Source organism: Streptomyces sp. NPDC014894 (assembly GCF_043080985.1).
Taxonomy (GTDB): Bacteria; Actinomycetota; Actinomycetes; order Streptomycetales; family Streptomycetaceae; genus Streptomyces.
The window spans coordinates 61,102-79,596 of the sequence record NZ_JBIBWD010000011.1 but is presented as its reverse complement, the minus strand read 5'-3'; the positions used below and the strand labels follow the sequence as shown (position 1 = coordinate 79,596).

Below are 18,495 nucleotides of genomic sequence, written 5' to 3'. Positions count from 1 at the left end.
GGCTCGGGACACGGTGGAGTGAATGGTCATCAGGACCGTGGACCATGACGTGGCGTGAATGGTTAAGTGCGGAGCGCTATGGGCCAATTGGCCCGTTTCCTGCTCTCAGGGGGCTACGTGTTCCACCTCAAGACATCCTTCGCGCGCAGGGTGGCGCTGGGCGCGCTCGCCGCGCTGGCACTCGCGGCCGCTGTTCCGGGCAGTGCGGCTTCGGCGGCACCGGAGCCGGTGGAGTGGGCGGCGCTCGGCGATTCGTACACGGCCGGCGTGTTCGTCGGCTCCCCCCGTCCGGAGCTGGGCAGTACGGAGCGGGACGGATGCGACCGTACGACGGGCGCGTACCCGAACCTCGTCAGGGCCAAGCTCGCGGAGGGGCCGCCGGCGGGTCGTACGGTGAAGCTGACCGATTTCAGCTGCGGCGCGGCCACCATCGCCGAGATCGACGCCGCCCGGCAGACCCCCGTCAGTCCGGTGCAGCCCCCCGAGGGCGGCTGGCCCTCCGTGGACGCGCAGATCGAACGTGCCGGACTGAGCGCGAGCACCGACGTGGTCACGATCGGCGTCGGCGGCAACAGCCTGCCGTTCGGCAAGATCCTCACGTCCTGTCTGATCCTCGGCACCGGGCAGGAAGACGACGCCACCCCCTGCAGGGACGCCTACGAGAGGGGCGATTTCATCCTCGACCCCGAATCGATCCGCGACAAGTTCCAGCGGGTGTTCCGGGAGTACGTCGCCATGCTGGAGGCCGTGCACGACAAGGCGCCCAACGCCAAGGTCATCACGGTCGGCTACCCCACGGTCGTCCCGTCGGACGCCGCTGCCTGCGACCGCCAGGACACCACCGAGCTGGCGGCCGACATCAAGGACGCCGAGACCCGGCTCTCGGCCACCCGCGGAGACATCGCCTGGCTGAGCCAGGTGAACACCGAGCTGAACGCGATCGTCGAAGACGCCACGGACCTTGTCGATTACGGATACGCCTACGTCGACGTCGCCGCCTCCAGCGTCGGCCATGACGCCTGTCAGCCCCGCGCCACGAAGTGGGTCGAGGGAGTCTGCGGCCAGGCCGGTCCGTACTGGCCCAGCGACCTCGCCGTCGGCCTGGTCACCCTGAAGTGCTCCGCGGGCAACCGGGCCACGCTCGTGCACCCCAACGCCGCCGGCCACGCCAACACCGCCACCCTGGTCGAAGCCGCCGTCCGCAAGGCCCTGACCTGACCTGACCTGATCGCACCGCCGGTCCGCCCCTGGCCCCAGCGACCCGGGGGCGGACCGGCCGGCCATTCGGACCGGACGCGTACGGCGGACTCGGTCCGCCGGGGGCTGGGGTGACTACCTTGGGGATGGGGTGGTCCTCAAGGGCGGGCAGGGGAGGGTCCGTTGTGGCCTTTGTGGCGATCGCCTATCTCGTGGTGTGGATCGCGTTCAACCTGCTCGGGTTCGTGAAGTTCGGTGACCCGACACGGCAGTTGGCGTATTCGGGGGCGGTGATCGCCGTGGCGATCGGGGTCACCGCGGGGGTGCTGCGGAGTGTGGAGACCGGGGGCTGGTTCTTCGGGATCGGGGTGCTCGCGGCGCTGGTGCGGATGAGGTGGGCGTGGCACCGGTCGCGGGCGGCTGATCGGCCGGGGCCGGGGCGGTCGTCGTGCGGCGGCTCGCCTCGGCGGTCGTGCCGGCGGGCGGGGCGGCGGTCGTGTCCGCGGGCGGGGCGGCTCGTTCTCGCTCAGCCGTCCCGTTCGGTCATCCGGGTCGCGGGGCCGGTGTCGCGGGTGCGGGCGCGCGGGCGGTGGGGCATCAGTTCGCGGACCGAGGCGTCGCCGGCGCCCACGATGGGGAGCGGGTGGCCGGGCCGGCGGCCGCCGCCGTCGGGGAAGCGCAGCAGCAGGCCGGGGCCGTCGCCCGGGTGTTCGCCGGGCCGGTCCTCGGGATGCGTGCCGGGATCCGGCAGCTCCGGTTCCATGGCGCGGGCGTGTTCCTCCCAGCCCGACCTGAACCAGAGCAGCTGATCGCGCTGCACCTCGTCCTCGGTCAGAATGCGGACTCCCTCGATGCCCGCCTCCCTGACCTTCTCGCTCAGCTCGGCCAGCAGGTGCGACAGACGATCCGATTCGGCGTGACCGCGGCCGGACCCCGATCGGGTTCCTTCCCTCTGGCGGCTTTCCTCGTCCGACTCTCTGACCATGTGCGCACTCCTCACACCCCCGTCGGCCCGCCCCCTGGGAGCCGCTATGCCCCCTCCGGCAGGAACTGCTTCGCGACTTTCACGAATGTCTCCCGCAGCTCGGTGGGTACCCCCATTCTCCGTGCCGCTTCCTCGGGCGTGAGGCGCTGCGATCCGCCCTCCTCCTCGCGGCGGCGGAAAACGGTCACCGGGAGGTCGTCCTCGGACAGCCTGCCCGACCGGATCAGCATGTCCCGCAACGGGACGGACAGTACGGCGGACAGTCTGCGCATCGTCTCCAGATCGGGCATGCTCTGCCGCTGGAGCAGCCTGCTGACGGCCGCGCGGTGGACCCCCGCGTCATCGGCGAGTTTCGATTTGCCGCCGCCTCGCGGATTGTCGATGTCATAGCCCCGCTCGCGCATCAGATCCTCGATCCATGCCGCGAACTCCTCAAGCCCCGCAGTGCGACCACGCGGCTGCTCCCCGCGAAATCCCTGGTCATTGTGGGCACTGGCCCACGAGCTGGAACCCATGTTCTCGCTCTCCCCTCGTCGCGGGGACAGCGTACCGAGCGCGTGCGCACCCAAAGGAGTGCGCACGCGCGCGTAGTGCGGGTCGGCCTCAGGGGCCGGATGTGAACGGTCCCCGAGGAGAAGCGTATTGACGACATTGCGTGTTCACTGCCTCCGGAGCGTAGTCACTTGCGCACGCGCTCGCAACATGTAACCCTGATCTCGCGTTCGCAACTGTCGAACAAATGTTCGCACACCCAGGGAGGGGTTGCACGTGCGTACCCGATCGACATCCTTTGAAACTCCTCTGACCAGGCAGTTTGAAGCCAATACCGAGGGGCTCGACTGGCGCAGGGCAGCTGCCTGCGCCGAACTTCCCCAGCGTTCCGTCTTCACCCGCAATCCGGCTGAAGCAGCCCCAGCATTGCGCGCCTGCAATTACTGCCCCATCAGGCAGGAGTGCCAAACCATCGTGGACCCCGAGCGCACCTGGTTCGACGGCGTGAGCGGCGGGCGTCTGTGGCGCAACGGCCGAGCCGTCGCGACCGCCACCGACCTCGATCCGGACCCGGACGGAGACCTCGACCTGGACCTGGACCTGGACCTCGCCCCGGACCCGGACCTGGACCTGGACCTGGACGGGGACCTGTACGGGGGCCTGGACCTGGGCGCGGATCCCGCCCCGGACCCCGCCCCCGCCGCACCCCCGGCCGCCGTCACCCTCACCCTCACCTCAGCCATCACCCTCGCGATCGCCCCCGAGGAGGCCGCCGTATGAACACCGCGCTCTGGCTCGACGCCCTCGCCCGCCGCTTCCCCGAGCTGCTCGACGAACTCGCCCCCAGCCCCGGCCGCGCCCCGGCCGGCCCGCGCGGACCCCGGCCCACCGGCGGCGGCTCCACCCCCGTCAGGCTCTTCGTCTCCGACACCCTGCGCGACATCACCGACGGAGTGGCGGAGCTGGAGGAGGCCGTACGCGAGCGCCTCGCCCTGCGCCCCGTACGCCCCGCGTCCGTTCCCGTACGGCTGCGGCGGATCGCCGGACTGCTGGACCGGATCGCCGCCGACGCCGATCTCGCCGCCCATGTCGAGGACGAGGCCCGGCGGATGGCCAGGCGCTGCGCCCGCGCCCTCGGCGACCCCGAGCAGATGGTCCGGCTGCCCGGCCGCTGCCCGGCCTGCTCCTCGGTCTCGCTGCGGGCCTTCCCCGAACGGGACGAGGTGCGCTGTGTGAACCCGGCGTGCGAGCGCCCGACCGCCGTCCAGGACACCCGCCCGGCCGGTCGGGAGGTCGCGTAATGGCCGCCGCCGCGCTCGGCGCCCCGCTGATCACCGGGGATCTCGCCGCCTCCGAGGCCGGAGTGTCCCCCGCGACCATCCGCAAATGGGTGCAGCGCGGCCATCTGGCCACCGCGGGCCGGCAGGGCAGGCGCAGCCTGTACCGGCTGGAGGACGTCTTCGCGGCCGAACGCAGCGCCCATGACATCGCCCCGGGGCTCGCCCCCGGCTGATCGGCCGTACGCAGATGAAGGGCCCCGCCGGACGCTCCGGCGGGGCCCTTCCGCTGTGCTGACGCACAGTCAGTTGCGGGATCCGGCACCCCGGGTCACACTTGATGCAGCGGCAGAGCTGCGCCCGACGGCCACCAGGCGAGGGCGGCGGACCTGCCGTTTCGCGTTACCCCTCGCGCCGTCCGAACTGGCGGTTCCGGCCCGGCGGGCCGGTCCCGTCAGTCGCCCCCCGCTGCCTTCCGAGCAGCCCGAGAAGGGAGCGTCCATGTGGCAGCCCTGACCTTCCCCGACGCCGAACGACTCGTCGTCGACTTCCTGAAGACCCGCCCCGAGCTGACCGGCGCGGCGGTCGACAACCGCCCGCCGGCCGTGTTCGACGGCACCCAGCGGGCCGTCCTCGTCTCCCGCGTCGGTGGCGCCTGGGTCGACGACCTGAACGTCGACCGGCCGCTGCTGGACCTCGAGGTCTACGGGCCGGACAAGACCGCGGCCCACACCCTGGCGCTGGCCGCCCGGGCCTGCGTGCTGGAGCTGACCGGCACCTCGTACGGCACCGCGTTCGTCAGCGATGTCGCCGAGGAGGACGGGCCGCGCTGGCTGCCCGACTACAACCGGCCCGCCGGAAACCGCTACCTCGCGACGATCCGGCTCTCCGTACGACCCGGTTAGCCGCACCGAGCCGGTCGGTCACGCCGTACCCGGTCGTACCCGGTCGGTCACGCCGTACCCGGGTGCCGCGCCGACCCGGTCGGCCGCGCGCCGACCCCCCAGACGGGCCTCGCCTCTCCGGCGGGGCCTTTGCCATATCCGCACCACCCCGCGTCACCCCAACCACACGCCGACCAGGCCTGTCTGGTCGATACGAACTGAGGAGTTCACATGGCTGGAAGCAACAACGGCAAGGAAATCCGCGTCGCCGGATCGGGCAAGGTCCTCTTCGCCGCCGCCGGTACCCCCGCCCCCGCCGATGCCACCATCGCCTGGGACGCGGCGAAGTGGACCGAGCTGGGCTACACCACCACCGACGGCATCAAGTTCAACAAGAAGGACAAGATCGACCCGGTCGACACCTGGCAGTCGGTGAGCCCGGCGCGGTTCATCTACTCCGACCGCGACCTGACCGTGAAGTTCCAGCTGCTCCAGCTGAACAAGCACACGCTGCCCTTCTTCCTGGGCGGTGGCGCGGTCGCGGCCGGCGCGGTCGCCGGCGAGTTCAAGTACGACCTCGCCAACACCCCCGGCCCGGACGAGCGGGCGATCGGCGTCGAGTTCGTGGACGGCTCCTCCAGGTACCGGTTCGTGGTCCCGCGCGGCCAGGTCACCGAGACCGAGGAGATCTCCCTGACCCGTACGGGCGCCGTCCGGCTCGGCATCACCTTCACGGCCCTGGCCGTGGACGACACCGCGCCGCTGGCGAGCTTCCGGATCAAGGACGACGCCACGGCGTACGCGTAGCCGGGCCGCCCGGCCGGTCGCCGGCCGGGCACTGATCGGCGCGTGAGCGGCGGGCGCGCGGTGCGTACCGGCGGGTGAGCGGTGCGCGTACCGGTCGGCGTACCGGTGGTGAGCGGCGTGTACCGGTCGTGAGCGAACACATAGAGGCCGCGACCGCTTTCGTACGGGATACGACCGGACGCGACCGACTCGTACCGGACACGGCGACGGGGCACGCCGACCGGGCACCGCGGCCGGGCACGGCGGCCGGACTCGTACCGGACACAACGGCCGGGCGGGCGTCGGCCGCCGAGCCCCGCCCGCCCGGTCGGTCACCGATCACCGATCACCGATCACATCGGACCGCTCACCGATCCACCCCCTCGGGGCGGCCCCGGACACCTTCCCTCTCCCCCCGTCCGGGGCCGCCCCGGCCCCTCCCCTCCCCCACACTCCTCCACCACTCGAACGGAGACACTCATGGCCGGATTCAATGTCAACGCCGCCCGTGCCCAGCGCCTCGAAGCGCTCGGCCGCACCTGGAGCTTCGTACTCGACGAGGACAGCTTCGAGCTGCCGACCGAGCTGAACCGCGCCACCGCGCGCAAGCTCCGCGACCTGGACGACAACGACGTCGACGGACTGCTGCGACTCCTCCTCGGCGACCGGCAGTTCACCCGGTTCGAGCACCACGACGTCACCATGCAGGACATCGCCGCCATCCTGGAGGCATACGGCAAGGAGACCGGGCTCGGCCTGGGGGAAGGCTGAGCCTCGGCGCGTTCGTGGACGAACACGCCGAGGCCCTTGAGGCTGATCTGCTCCGCCACTACGGCCTCGACCTGCTCGACTGGCACCGCGGCCGGCTCTCCTCCCGCCGGCTCGCGGTGCTGCTCCGGCACCTTCCGCGCGACAGCGCGGTCGCGCGCGAGCTGCACGGCGAGGCCGCCGAGTGGTCGCCGACCGACTATCTGCTCGCCCAGGTGATCGACCAGCTCGCCGAGTCCAACTGGATGTTCGCGACGGTCAACCGCGACGAGGACAGCGACCCGCTGGACTTCCCGAAGCCGGTGTCCAGGCCGGGCCAGAGCGGCGCGGCGCCGCGGCGGTCGCCGGATCCGGACGCCACCCCCGTGGACACCGGCACCACCGGCACCACCGGCACCACCGGTGCCGACGGTGCCCCCGGACCCGTCGGCCACGACGAAATCGCCGCCGCGCCGGGCGACGGAGCCGCCGTACCGAGCCCGGCCCAGCTCGCCGCCTTCTTCTCGTAGCCCGCCCGGGCCGTCCGGCTCACCTGGACCACCCGGGCCACGCCAGGCAGCGGCCAGAAAAGGACATACGCACATGACCATGTGGATCGGACGCCCGGGGCACCTCCGGGCGTTCAAGGAAGCCGCCACCACCTTCGACCGGTCCCCCGAGTCCGGCACCACCGAGTTCCGCTCCCTCGCCGGGGGCGTCACCACCTGGACCCCCCAGATCAGACCCCGCCGGCTGAAGCTCGCCTGGCAGAACATGCTCCCCGACGACCTCGCCCACCTCGACCGGCTGGCCCGCCGGGTGGACGGTCCCGGCCCGGTCGCGGTGATCGACCCGGCCTCGGCGAACTGGCTGCTGCCGAGCCAGGCGCTCGGCGTCATCGGCACCCACGGGGCGAGCGCCTGGTCCGGGAGCATGGTCTCCACCGGCGGCACGCAGAACCCGAACGCCCCGGTGAACCCGTACGGACCGATGTCCGTGGTCCTCAACGCTCCCGCGGCCGCCTCGGACCTGGTCTACAACGCGCCCGGCGCCACCGGATACCCCGTCGCGCCCGGCATGACCGTCAGCTGGTGGGCCCCCTCCCTGGCGGCGATCGCCGCCGAGCTGCGGCTTCTCTGGTACCGCGCCGACGGGACCGCCCTGACGAGCGCCTCCTCAACCGTCCAGGTCGACCGGCCGATCCAGCGGGCCGTTCCGGCGGAGGCGGCCTATGTCCGGCCGGTGGTGAGGCTCAGGGCGGGCCTCACCACGAGGACGCCGATCGGCCCGGCCGTGCTCAGACTCGCCGCCCCCGGCGACTCCGAGCTGCGGATCGCCTCCCGGCAGGCGCTCGGCGTCACGGCCCAGCAGGGCAGGACGCCGTTGAACCAGTACTCGCCCGGCACGGGGACCACCCTCACCGATGTCGGCGGCGTCGCCCACATCACGGTCCCGGGCGCCGACGGCTCGGTCGAATGGGTCGGGGGCGGCACCACCCCGGGATTCCCGGTGCTCCCCGGGCGGCTGATCACCTTCACCAACTCACACGCCGCGGTCAAATGGTGTGGATTCACCTTCTTCGACGCGGCGGGCTCCTTCGCCGGCATGGCCCTGGAGACCAACACCGCGACCGTGCCGGCCGGGGCCGCCTCCGTCGTCCCCCATCTGCAGTACGGCACGATCGCCGCGCCGACGCCGATCGGCACGTCCTCCCTCATGGTCTGGGACCCGGCCCCGGCCCTCCCGGCCGGTGAGGGCGGCGCGTTCTACAGCGTCACCGACTACGGCCAGAGCGTCCGGCCCGGACAGCTCCACTCCCGGGACGCGTCGCTGGAGCTGGTGGAGGTGACCCATGCAGTCGGCTGATCCCTATCTCGTCAAAGCCCTGCAGAACGGCGAACGCGCCGCCGACCAGCGGATCCGGCTGGGCGGCCGGGACCTGGGCGCGCAGATCTCCTCCTGGTCCCTGGACCGGAGCTACGCCACCGATCTCCCCGACGCGATGCGCGCCTTCGCCGGCTCCTCCAGCGCCCAGCTGGAACTCACCCTCGGCGGCGCGAACGGGGAGGCCGCGCCCGCGCTCTACGGACCCTGGGCGCCGCGCGCCACCGGCGACGTCGTCCGGCCCCGCCAGTCCGTCACCATGAACTGGGGGCTGGCCGGCTCCACCCTTCCGCAGTTCCGCGGTACGGTACGGTCCCGCTCGGCCCAGTCCGGCGGCGACACGGTCTCCCTCACCGCGCTCGACGGCGCGGAACGGCTGCGGATGCCCGCCCGGCTGCCCCGGCCCTCGGGCGGCATCGACGCGGACGCGCCGTACGGGCCGAGCCTGGCGAACAACTGGACGGCCAGCCCGACCTGGTGCGTGGACCATCTGCTGCGCAACGCGGGCATCCACACCTGCCCGCCGCCCCGCCCCACCAGCGTTCTCTACGCCTCCCTGCACGGCGGGGCCGCCGCCGACATCGGCTATCTGACCGCGCTGTCCGGCGACTGGACCAAGTGGACCAAGAACAACGCGCCCTGGGAGTCGGCCGTCCAGGGGCCCGCGACGGGCCTCGCCTCCGCCGAGTACACGCCCGCCGTGCGGACCGTGAACCGGCTCGGCGACGGGCTGTGGGCCGAGGCCTGGTTCGACAACACCGGCTCCACCACCGGCACCCGTCAGCTCGATCTGACCCTGTCCTGGATGCTGTCGGACCACACGATGCACTACACCACCGTCCGCGTCGACTTCGCGAAGGGCCAGCTCCAGGCGTTCAGCGGCAAGGACAAGGCGCCCACCGGCAACGGCAGCATCATCTGGAACATCCCCGCGCTGACCAGCCAGTCCGGGCGCTGGCACATCGGCTTCTGGCTGAAGTTCTCCAGCGGCGGGGTGCCCACGTTCGAGGCGCGCGTGCGCTACCCGGACGGCACCGGGATGCACTGCAGCCCGGGCACGGTGGCCGGGGCGGTGCTGGCCGGGCATCTGGCCGATGTCATCCTGCGGCTCGGGAATCTGCGGGTGGAGGGCCTCCAGGTCTCGCCGTTGACCTCGGTGCCGACGACCCCGGCCGACATCCTCCAGGAGGGACGCTGGACGAAGACGGCCGTCCTCGACCCGCCCGACACCGGGCTGCGGGTCATCCCGGCCGTCTCCGGCAGCGCGTGGGAGGTGATCACCGGCATCGCGCGGGCCACCCTGTCCACCGCCGAGTTCGACGGCAACGGCATCTTCCGCTGGCGCAACCGCAGCCGCTGGGCGACCGCGCCCACGACCTCGCAGCTCACCGTGACCTCCGCCCGCGAACTGGCCTCGCTCACCATCACGGAGGAGATCGACGCCTGCCGCAACCACTGCTCGGTGAAATGGGACAACTGGACCAAGGTCAAGGTCAACAAACTGACCTACAAGTCCAGCAGGTCCAAGGTGAGCATCGCGCCCGGCGCCACCGGCACCCTCGTCTTCGGCATGGGCGACGACGAGTACGACTGCCCTCCGCCCCACACCTACACCGACGGCATGCCCGGCTGCATCCGCTTCACCAACGCCGACACCGACACGGCGGCCACCGTCCACGGCGTGGTCGAGGTCGGCACGGTCCGCTCCGACGGCATCGTGACGGTCACCATGCGCAACCGCGGCACGACACCGGTCTGGCTGCGCTCCGCCGGCGGCAGCACGCTCTCGATCGACATGCTCGTCCCCACCGTGGAGAACTCCGAGCCCACCAACCACTGGTACGCCGCCTGGAACACGTCCAGCCAGGGCTACTACGGAGTCCAGCTCTACGAACACGATCCGGAGGGCTGGGTCCAGGACAACACGGCCGCGAGCGGCATCGCCGGCGCGCTGCGCACCGCCGGGGCCTACCCGGTGCCGCTGCTCCAGGACGTGGAGATCCTCGCCGACCCCAGGATCCAGCTCGGCGACGTCGTCCGGGTCCGGGACCACACCGGCGCGGTCCTCGACACCCTCGCCTGGGTCGTCGGCGTCAAGACCCAGGCCGAGGGCCAGGCGATCAAACAGACCCTGACCCTGCGCGGCACCGCCTACAACGGCGTCCCGACCGACACGGGCATCAACCCGGACCCGCCGGTGTCCGGATCCCTGACCTGAACCGAGGAGAACTCCGATGACCGAAGCGGAGATCCAGTCCCTGGCCCTCGAACTGGCCGCACGCCTGATCCGCCGCGATCCCCCTCATGTCTCCGTGGGCTCCCCCGAAACCGGCTACGGAGACAGCGAGACGCCCAAGCCGACCGAGGAGTAGCACGTCATGACCGAAGCCGAAATCGAAGCGCTGGCCAGACGGCTGGCGGAGCTGCTGCCGGGGTATCTGCTGCACCGGGAGCCGGAGCCGACGCCCCCGCCGGCGGCCGGCGCGCAGGCCGGGGAAGGGGCGCTCCCGGTCTGAGCCGGCGGAAGTCGCGGCGGGCCGCGGAGAGCGGTGAGATCCTCTGACGCGGCACCGAGACTTTCCGTCTGGCGAGAGGATCACCATGGCAGACACCGGACCGGGCGTCTGGTCGGGCTGGAGAAGCAGAGAGGTCAGGATCGCCGGCGCCGGGGCGGGGAAGCCCGTGCCTCTGGAGATACGCGGTGGATTCACCACGATGTTCATCGTCCAGCCCGTCAGATCGGGTACGGAGGGCCGCGACACCGGAGGGTTTCTCCTGACGACCGCCGACCGCGCGGCGCAGCGCGTGGTCCTTCCCCCGGATTTCGACTCCCTGCTGATCCGGCGCCACAGAGGTCACGAGGGCGCGAGCGGCTTCCACCGCTGGAAGGTACGAGTCATCCCGGGCACGGCCCTGCCGGCGCTGTCGACGGAGACCGCCGAGGGGGAGGAGACGGAGTCCTTCAGCTACAGCCCGCCCGCCGGCCGGCCGGAACCCGCCCTGCTGCACTACGAACTCCAGGGGATCGGGCACATCGTCTACTGCCCCAGTGACGGCGCACCGCTCGAATCCGTCAGCGTCTCGACCCACGGGCAGCGGGCGGGGACACTGCCACTGCCGCACCGGGGCTATGTCACCGTCCTCACCACCGAGCGGTGGAAGGTCTCGATCACACCCTGAACCATCGCGAATCCACCGAAGGGGCGTCTCGGAAGAGACGCCCCTTTCTCATGCCGAACGGCAGGTGAGAAACATGTCACAGGAAAAGGAAGACAAGAAGGGCGACCCTTCCGAGATAGATGTCCTCAAGAAGAGCTGGGACACCTTCTACGAGAACATGGTGAAGAAGGAGTACTTCAAGCAGTTCGAGATTTCCGGCGTCAAGACCGAATCGAATGCCGCGGTCGCCGCAGCGAATGTCTTCAACGCCGAGGTCACTGGAATCAAGCTCGAACACACCTTCTGGGACCCGATCGCCAAGCGGGAGGAACGGCGTCTCCAGCGCGGAGAAATGCTCCCCGAGCAGTTGCGCCGGAGCATTATCGGCCTGGACGCCGACATCGTAAAAATACGCGGCACGGCCACAACCGACCGAACGGCCCACGCGACCGACGTCGAGGCCATCGGCACCCGCATCGGGAATCTGTCCGAAGAAATCGAAGGAAAGCTCCGGCTGAAGGCCGATAAATCGGCCGTCCAGAGCGCCAATTCGACCCAGAACAGAGACATCGGCGACCTGAGCGAAGGCGCGCACCGCGCCTCGCTCGCCATGCAGGCGCTCGAGGAACGGCTCCGCTCGGTGGAAAGCCAAATCTGACCCCGCCCCTTCTCCAGGAGTGATCCATGGCTCTCAATCAGAAACTCAGCGCGGCGGTCACCCAACTGGGCCGCATGCGGACCGCCGCCTCCCAGGCCGGGGGCGGCCTCGGCACGCTCCAGCGCAACGCGGGCTCGGCGGCGGGGTCCGTCGGCCGGGTCCGTACCTCCGCCAATCAGGCCAGCACATCCGTCGGCCGCCTCCGCACCACGGCCGGCCAGGCGGGCACCGGTCTCGGCACGCTCCAGCGCAACGCCGGCACGGCGTCGGGCTCCGTGGGACGCGTCCGCACCTCAGCCAACAGCGCCAACATCTCCATCGGCCGCCTCCGTACCTCCACCAACAACGCCAACACCTCGATCGGCCGTCTGCGCACCTCCGCCAACAACGCCGGCACTTCCATCGGCAGAATCCGCAGCTCGTCGACGAGCAGCGCCAGCGCCGTCGGCAGGCTCAACACCGGCGTACGCGGGGCGAACACCTCCCTGGGCCAGGCCCGGACCGGGTCCGACCGGTTCCGTTCCTCCCTGGACCGGCTGCGCGGCTCGGCCAACCGGGCGAGGACCGCCCTGCAGGGGGTCAAGACCCAGGCCGACGCGGTCGAGAAGTCCGTCGGCAACGCGGGCAAGAACGCCGATCGCGGTGACAAGGCGATGGGCAACTTCAGCAGGGGAGCACGGGGCGCGTCCGTCGCCCAGCGCGGCCTCAACCTCGTCATGGCGGCCAACCCGATCGGTCTGATCATGGCGCTGCTCGCGCCGCTGATCCTCAAGTTCGTCGATCTGGACAAGATCGGCAAGGCGCTCTCCAAGGGCCTCTCCATCGCCTGGAAGGGAATCCGCGACGCCGCCTCCGCGGCCTGGAAGTTCCTGGAGCCGGTGCTCAGGAGCATCGGAAACATGATGCTCACCCCCTCCCGGATGATGGCCGAGGCCCTGAACGTCCTGATCCGGGCCTGGAACAACATCGAGATCTCGGTGCCCGACTGGGTTCCGGTCCTCGGCGGGAAGAAGTTCTCCTCGCCGGACCTTCCGACCATCCCCGTTCCCAAGCTCGCCGAGGGCGGCATCGTCCAGCCGCGCTCCGGCGGCACCCTCGCGCTGGTCGCCGAGGCGGGCGAGGCGGAGGCCGTCATCCCGCTGAGCAAGCTCGGCGGGATGACGGGATCGGGCCCCGAGCTGCGCAGGCTGGCCGCCGCCGTGGAGAAGCTCGCGGACCGGCCCGTGCTGGTGAAGGTGGACAGCCAGACCATCGCCCGCGCGGTCTTCATGGGACAGCGGCAGCTCGCCCGCCGATAACCACCCGAACCGCACCCCCGAGAGCCGGCCGCACTCCCCCGCGGCCGGCTCTCGTCACGCGCTGACGAAGACATGAGACGAGGTGAGACCCATGGGCACCCTCTGGATCGGCACACCCGGCGCCCTGTACGAGATCGACCAGGCCGCCAAGACCTTCGACCGGACCGCCGAACTGGGCGTCAACGAGTTCAAGTCGCTGGGCGGCCGGGTCACCCTGACCCGCAACCCCTCTCCCGTACGGAGGATCAAACTCGGCTGGGACCTGCTCGCGCCCCGCCACGCCCGGCTGCTGGACCGGCTGGCCCGGCGGCTCGACGGGCCGGGGCCGCTGGTGCTGGTGGACCCGGCGGCGGGAAACGCGCTGGATCCGCGGCAGGCGGCCGGGAAGGGCGACCCGGGCGCGACCGGGATGAATCAGTGGTTCAAGGTGTCGGCGAACGGCACGGTCGTGGAGTCGGCGACGGCGCCCGGCGTGTTCTCCTTCACCGCCGCCGACGCCACGAGCAAACTCGCCTGGCGGGCCCGTATCTGGTCCAACTTCCCGGTGGCCCCCGGTATGCGCGTGTCGTTCCACGCCCCGGCGGCCTTCGCGGCGCTGCCCACGGTCACGGCCCAGGTCGACTTCAAGAAGGCGGACGGCGCCTATCTGTCGACCGTCAGCGTCAACGGCCCGCTGGTCACCGCCACCGTCCCGGCCGACGCCGCGCTCGTCACCCCCTGCGCGGCCCCCGGGATCGCCGGCACCTACTCGCTCGCCGGGGCCTGTCTGACCTACGGCGGCCACGCCGAGCAGGACGTGCCGGGCGACGGGATGCCGCCGATGGCCGTCACCGACTACAGCGACACCCCGGCCCGCCCCCAGCCCTACCGCTCGATCAGCCTCGATCTGGTGGAGGTGTCCAGTGCAACCGGCTGACGAGACCACCAAGGCGGCGCTCGCCGCCGGCGAGCGCACGGTCACCCACACCACGCGGCTCGGCGGCCAGGATGTCTCCGCGCAGGTGCAGTCCTGGCAGCTGGAACGCTCCTACGCGACCGATCTGCCGGAGGCGATGCGCGCCTTCGCGGGCAGCTCCGCCGCCCAGTTGCAGCTTCAGCTGTCGGGTACGGGCGGCAAGTCGTCGCCCGAGCTGTACTCGCCGTGGGCGCAGCGCGCCAGCGGCGATGTGGCGCGGCCGGGCCAGTCGGTGGTGCATGAGGCCGGGGTCGGGAGCGGCGGCGCGCTGCCGTCGTTCCGGGGCACGCTGCGCGGCAGGTCGGCGGCGTCCGGCTCCGACACCGTGGAGCTGTCCGCGCTGGACGGCGCGGAGCGGCTGCGCGGTCCGGCGGAGCTTCCCCGTCCGTACACCGGGCTGAATTGGCGGCGGCCGGTGGCCACCGCCACCTGGTGTGTGGACGAGCTGCTGCGCCAGGCCGGCATCCACAGCTCGCCGCCGCCGCGCGCCCCGGAGTTCCAGCCGGACCAGCCGCTGACGCTGGTGCACGCCACCTTGCACGGCGGCTTCGCCACCCCGTACGGGATGCCGGAGGAGCTGCCCGATCCGCGGCACTACACCTGGACCAGGACCGGTGCGCCGCATGAGATGGCGCTGGTGCCGAGGGGTACGCCGCCGGGCGGCGAGGGCGTGTCGATGTCCTGGTTCCCGCGCTCCAGGGTGACCTGCCCGGGGAGCCGGCTGTTCGCCGAGGTGTGGGTGAACACCGCGCTGGGGACGGGCGACACGGCGCGGATCGAGCTGGAGCTGAACCGTTCGGGGACCGCCACCGGCACGCTCTTCGTCGAGGCGGACTTCGTCGGGGGCACGATCGCCGTCGGCTCCGAGAGCTCCGCCACTCCGGGGCAGACCTGGATGTGGGGTCACTGGGGCGCCGCGATGAAGGCCCAGCGGGGTGTGTGGCATTTCGGCGCGTACTTCGATCTGACCGCCTCGGGCGGCACCGTGCAGCCGGTGGTCCAGCCCCGGCTGACCGCCCCCGACGGCTCCCACTTCGTGGGCGCGGCGACCGCCATGAACCCCGGGGTCGGCCAGCAGGTCTCGTCCGAGCTGCGGAAGGTCCGGCTGGTGACCGCCATGGCGGCCGAGGGTCTCCAGGTCACGGCGGGGCTGCCCGCCATGCCCACGGCGGCGGAGTTCGCGCACACCGGCGCCTGGACCAAGACGGCCGTGCTCGACGAGGCGATCCTGCCGCTGGTCACGATTCCCAAGGTGTCGGGTTCGCAGTGGGAGGCGATCACTCAGATCGCCAAGGCCAGTCTGTCGACGGCCGAGATCGACGAGCGCGGCATGTTCCGCTGGCGCAACTTCACCCGCTTCGCGACCGCGCCGACTTCGCCGGATCTGACCCTGACGACCGTACGGGACATCGCCTCGCTGACGCTCTCCGAGGAGATCGACGCCTGCCGCAACTACTGCGTGCAGCCGGCCAAGGACTGGTCGGCGGCGGGGCTGGTCACCGGGTCGGTGGTCAACGACAGCGAGATCCGGGAGATCCCGGCGTACGGCTCGCTCACCGTCTCGTACACCTTCGACGAGGACGAGCTGGACATCGGGCCGCCGGACACGGACGACGACTCGGTCGACACCCCCGGGTCGTCGTTCCGGGTCGCGGCCAGGCTCGGGGCGGGGGCGACGGCCGTCAAGGGGGCGGTGGACGCGATGATCCGCCGGGAGGAGGGGTACATCGTCCTGCGGCTCACCAACCGCACCTCGCAGCGGCTCTACACGATCACCAAGGACGGCAAGCCGTCGGTCCGCATCGTCACCCTCAAGCCGAGCAAGGAGCCGGTGGAGCGGCAGGCGGTGTCCTATCGGCCGGGCGGCGCCAGCGAGCGCTTCTTCGGGCGGCAGGAGTTCTACGCCGAGGCCGACGAGTGGGTGCAGGACACGCGGGCCGCGCAGCAGCTCGCCGACGCGATGCGCGCGGCGGGCGAGTATCCCGTGCCGGTCCTGGGCGATGTGCAGGTGCTCTACGACCCCAGGGTCCAGCTCGGCGACGTGGTGCGGATCCGGGACTTGGGCGGGGCGGCCCTCGACACCCTCGCCTGGGTCGTCGGCATCACCACGGCGGCGGGCGGTGACGGCGGTGTGCAGCAGACCCTCAGTCTGCGGGGCGCCCGCTCCAACGGCGTGCCCGCCGACACCGGTCTGACCCCGGACGTGCCGGTGGTCCCGCCGCCGCCGGATCTGTTCGCGGCCTACTCGTCGGTGAGCGCGGCGTATCCGACGCTGGCGGCGCTGCTGGCGGCCAGGGGGACCTGGCGCGAGGTGAAGGAGAACACCGGTGTCTGAGCAGGAGACCACCGCCCCCGCCGCACCCGCGCCGGGGGCGCCGCCGGACCAGCCGGCCGGGCCCGATCGCTCCAGCCACTCCACGCCGATGACGGTGGTGGTGGAGCCGGGGGACCCGCCCGCGCCCGTGGCGCCCGCCGTGCCCGAGCCCGGCGCCGCCGCCCCCAGCGCGTCGACGGTCACCCCGCCGAACGGCACCGCGATTCCCGAGGAGGACGAACCCGTATGACCATCCAGTACACACCCCTGAGCGCGCTGCCCTACCCCCAGCCGACCGACCCGGCCGATCTGCCGGCCCATCTCAAGAGCCTCGCGGAGGCCGCCGACGGCCGGACCGTGCTGCGGTTCGCCGACGCCGCCGCGCGGGACGCCAAGCTGACCGCCCCGGCCGCCGGGATGATCGCCTGGATCGGGACCCCGGGCAGGCTGATGTACTACACCGGATCGGCGTGGGCGCCGGTCGCGCCCGTCCCGGTCTTCCGCGCGAACCTGGACGACGGCAACACCACCTCCGTCAACTACACCGAGACCCTGGCCAGTAGCAGCGGCGGGACGCTCACGGCGACCTTCACCGTGCCCGCCTCGGGGCAGGTCGTCATCGGGGTCGGCAGCTACACCCGCTGCTCGACCACCGCGGCCTCCGCCTTCATGGGAGTCAACCTCCGCACCGCCGCCGGGACGCTGGTGGCCGTCGCCTCCGACTCCCAGGCCGCGGCGTCGCCCAGCACCGGCCGGACCTCGGTGGGCACCCAGTTCCTGGTCGCCGGGCTGCCGGTCGGAGCGGTCTACACGGCCACCGCCGCCTACCGGTCGAGCGTGGCCGGCAACACCGCCTTCTTCGACACCCGCTACATCCGGGTCGACCCCATCCCGTAGACCCTCCGAACCCGCGCCCCGCGTACGCGCGGCCATTCCCCGCCGTCACCACCACTCAGGAGGCCGCCGCCCATGGCCGCACCCCTGACCGCCGACGCCTTCGTCCGCGCCCTGCGCGGCGAAGGCGTCCGCGTTCGTGAACACCCCGACTGGAAGACCCGCAACCGCAACCACAAGGGCCGCTGGGGCCCGGTGCACGGTGTGATGCTGCATCACACCGCTGGCCGCGACAGCCTCGCCCTGTGCCGCGACGGCACCCCGAGCCTGCCCGGTCCGCTGTGCGCCGGCCTGATCGGCAAGGACGGCACGGTCCATCTGCTCGGACACGGGCGGACCAACCACGCCGGCGAGGGCTCCGCCGCCCTGCTCGCGGCCGTCCGCGCGGGCGGGCAGACGCCCGCCCGGCCGGGGCCCGACGCCGTCGACGGCAACGCCCACTTCTACGGCTTCGAGATCGAGAACCTGGGCGACGGCCGCGATCCCTACCCGGCCGCGCAGCTCGACGCCGCCGAGCGGGTCTCGGCCGCCGTCTGCCGGGCGCACGGCTGGCCCGCCGGGAGCGTCGTCGCCCACAAGGAGTGGACCCGGCGCAAGATCGACCCGTCCTTCTCGATGACGGAGATGCGCGGCCGGGTCGCCGCCCGGCTCCGCACCGCGTCCCCGGCCCCTCCCTCGCAGAAACCGGTGTACGAGCCGTTCCCCGGCGCCGCGTTCTTCGTCCCCGGCCGCCGCAGCCCGCTGATCACGGCGGTCGGACGGCGGCTGGTCGCCGAGGGCTGCGGCCGCTACACGATCGGGCCCGGCCCCCGGTGGAGCGACGCCGACCGGTCCTCGTACGCCGCCTGGCAGCGCAAGCTCGGCCACTCCGGCGCGGACGCCGACGGGGTGCCCGGCCGCGCCAGCTGGGACCGGCTGCGGGTCCCCCGTACGGCCTGAAACACCTGACCCCGGGTCCGGCCCGC

General features: G+C 71.9%; 22 protein-coding genes. 20 read left to right on the top strand and 2 right to left on the bottom strand.

All coding sequences use genetic code 11. From position 1 onward, the window contains the following. Positions 1-117: 117 nt before the first annotated feature. Entirely contained in the window at positions 118-1,218 is a 1,101-nt protein-coding gene (locus tag ACF089_RS25540; RefSeq protein ID WP_392030829.1) for an SGNH/GDSL hydrolase family protein, read from the top strand. A 505-nt stretch (positions 1,219-1,723) separates the two neighbouring features. Here ACF089_RS25540 and ACF089_RS25535 read toward each other — a convergent pair. Beyond that, a complete protein-coding gene (locus ACF089_RS25535) occupies positions 1,724-2,182 on the bottom strand; it encodes a hypothetical protein (RefSeq protein ID WP_392030826.1) in 459 nt (152 codons plus the stop codon). A gap of 44 nt (positions 2,183-2,226) precedes the next feature. Then, the gene (locus ACF089_RS25530) at positions 2,227-2,586 is read right to left on the bottom strand and encodes a helix-turn-helix domain-containing protein (protein ID WP_392031281.1); all 360 of its coding nucleotides are present in this window, start codon (positions 2,584-2,586) and stop codon (positions 2,227-2,229) included. 562 nt (positions 2,587-3,148) lie between these two features. Here ACF089_RS25530 and ACF089_RS25525 point away from each other — a divergent pair. The 19 genes from ACF089_RS25525 (at position 3,149) to ACF089_RS25435 (ending at position 18,469) form a co-directional block, all read left to right on the top strand. Then, complete coding sequence (locus ACF089_RS25525; protein WP_392030823.1) at positions 3,149-3,454, top strand: hypothetical protein; 306 nt, start codon at positions 3,149-3,151, stop codon at positions 3,452-3,454. After that, a complete protein-coding gene (locus ACF089_RS25520; protein WP_392030820.1) occupies positions 3,451-3,975 on the top strand; it encodes a hypothetical protein in 525 nt (174 codons plus the stop codon). Before ACF089_RS25525 ends, ACF089_RS25520 begins: the two co-directional genes overlap by 4 nt. Beyond that, the gene (locus ACF089_RS25515; protein WP_392030817.1) at positions 3,975-4,187 is read left to right on the top strand and encodes a helix-turn-helix domain-containing protein; all 213 of its coding nucleotides are present in this window, start codon (positions 3,975-3,977) and stop codon (positions 4,185-4,187) included. The genes ACF089_RS25520 and ACF089_RS25515 overlap by 1 nt, the downstream gene beginning before the upstream one ends. 267 nt (positions 4,188-4,454) lie before the next feature. Then, positions 4,455-4,856, top strand: coding sequence for a hypothetical protein (locus ACF089_RS25510; RefSeq protein WP_392030814.1), 402 nt, complete (start codon positions 4,455-4,457; stop codon positions 4,854-4,856). A 210-nt stretch (positions 4,857-5,066) separates the two neighbouring features. Next, positions 5,067-5,642, top strand: coding sequence for a phage tail protein (locus ACF089_RS25505; RefSeq protein WP_392030812.1), 576 nt, complete (start codon positions 5,067-5,069; stop codon positions 5,640-5,642). 459 nt (positions 5,643-6,101) lie between these two features. Further along, the gene (locus tag ACF089_RS25500; protein ID WP_392030809.1) at positions 6,102-6,392 is read left to right on the top strand and encodes a hypothetical protein; all 291 of its coding nucleotides are present in this window, start codon (positions 6,102-6,104) and stop codon (positions 6,390-6,392) included. Positions 6,393-6,406: 14 nt separating this feature from the next. Then, positions 6,407-6,898, top strand: a complete 492-nt coding sequence (locus tag ACF089_RS25495) for a hypothetical protein (protein WP_392030806.1) — start codon at positions 6,407-6,409, stop codon at positions 6,896-6,898. Between the two features lie 73 nt (positions 6,899-6,971). Continuing rightward, positions 6,972-8,234, top strand: coding sequence for a hypothetical protein (locus ACF089_RS25490; RefSeq protein WP_392030803.1), 1,263 nt, complete (start codon positions 6,972-6,974; stop codon positions 8,232-8,234). Continuing rightward, positions 8,221-10,470: a hypothetical protein gene (locus ACF089_RS25485; protein WP_392030800.1), complete on the top strand. Its 2,250-nt coding sequence runs from the start codon at positions 8,221-8,223 to the stop codon at positions 10,468-10,470. The genes ACF089_RS25490 and ACF089_RS25485 overlap by 14 nt, the downstream gene beginning before the upstream one ends. A gap of 16 nt (positions 10,471-10,486) precedes the next feature. After that, on the top strand, positions 10,487-10,624 hold the full coding sequence (locus tag ACF089_RS25480) for a hypothetical protein (RefSeq protein ID WP_392030797.1): 138 nt from the start codon (positions 10,487-10,489) through the stop codon (positions 10,622-10,624). Positions 10,625-10,630: 6 nt separating this feature from the next. Further along, complete coding sequence (locus tag ACF089_RS25475) at positions 10,631-10,768, top strand: hypothetical protein (RefSeq protein WP_392030794.1); 138 nt, start codon at positions 10,631-10,633, stop codon at positions 10,766-10,768. Between the two features lie 85 nt (positions 10,769-10,853). After that, positions 10,854-11,432 (top strand): hypothetical protein, encoded by a 579-nt coding sequence (locus ACF089_RS25470; protein ID WP_392030791.1) that lies wholly within the window; start codon positions 10,854-10,856, stop codon positions 11,430-11,432. 73 nt (positions 11,433-11,505) lie between these two features. Continuing rightward, the gene (locus ACF089_RS25465; protein WP_392030788.1) at positions 11,506-12,069 is read left to right on the top strand and encodes a hypothetical protein; all 564 of its coding nucleotides are present in this window, start codon (positions 11,506-11,508) and stop codon (positions 12,067-12,069) included. Positions 12,070-12,095: 26 nt separating this feature from the next. Then, positions 12,096-13,367 (top strand): hypothetical protein, encoded by a 1,272-nt coding sequence (locus ACF089_RS25460; protein WP_392030785.1) that lies wholly within the window; start codon positions 12,096-12,098, stop codon positions 13,365-13,367. A 91-nt stretch (positions 13,368-13,458) separates the two neighbouring features. Further along, a complete protein-coding gene (locus ACF089_RS25455; RefSeq protein WP_392030782.1) occupies positions 13,459-14,283 on the top strand; it encodes a hypothetical protein in 825 nt (274 codons plus the stop codon). Beyond that, on the top strand, positions 14,270-16,657 hold the full coding sequence (locus ACF089_RS25450) for a hypothetical protein (RefSeq protein ID WP_392030779.1): 2,388 nt from the start codon (positions 14,270-14,272) through the stop codon (positions 16,655-16,657). The genes ACF089_RS25455 and ACF089_RS25450 overlap by 14 nt, the downstream gene beginning before the upstream one ends. Next, complete coding sequence (locus ACF089_RS25445) at positions 16,650-16,886, top strand: hypothetical protein (RefSeq protein WP_392030776.1); 237 nt, start codon at positions 16,650-16,652, stop codon at positions 16,884-16,886. Before ACF089_RS25450 ends, ACF089_RS25445 begins: the two co-directional genes overlap by 8 nt. Then, positions 16,883-17,533, top strand: coding sequence for a hypothetical protein (locus ACF089_RS25440; protein WP_392030774.1), 651 nt, complete (start codon positions 16,883-16,885; stop codon positions 17,531-17,533). The genes ACF089_RS25445 and ACF089_RS25440 overlap by 4 nt, the downstream gene beginning before the upstream one ends. Positions 17,534-17,605: 72 nt before the next feature. Beyond that, positions 17,606-18,469, top strand: coding sequence for a peptidoglycan-binding protein (locus ACF089_RS25435; RefSeq protein ID WP_392030771.1), 864 nt, complete (start codon positions 17,606-17,608; stop codon positions 18,467-18,469). The last annotated feature ends 26 nt before the right edge of the window (positions 18,470-18,495 follow it).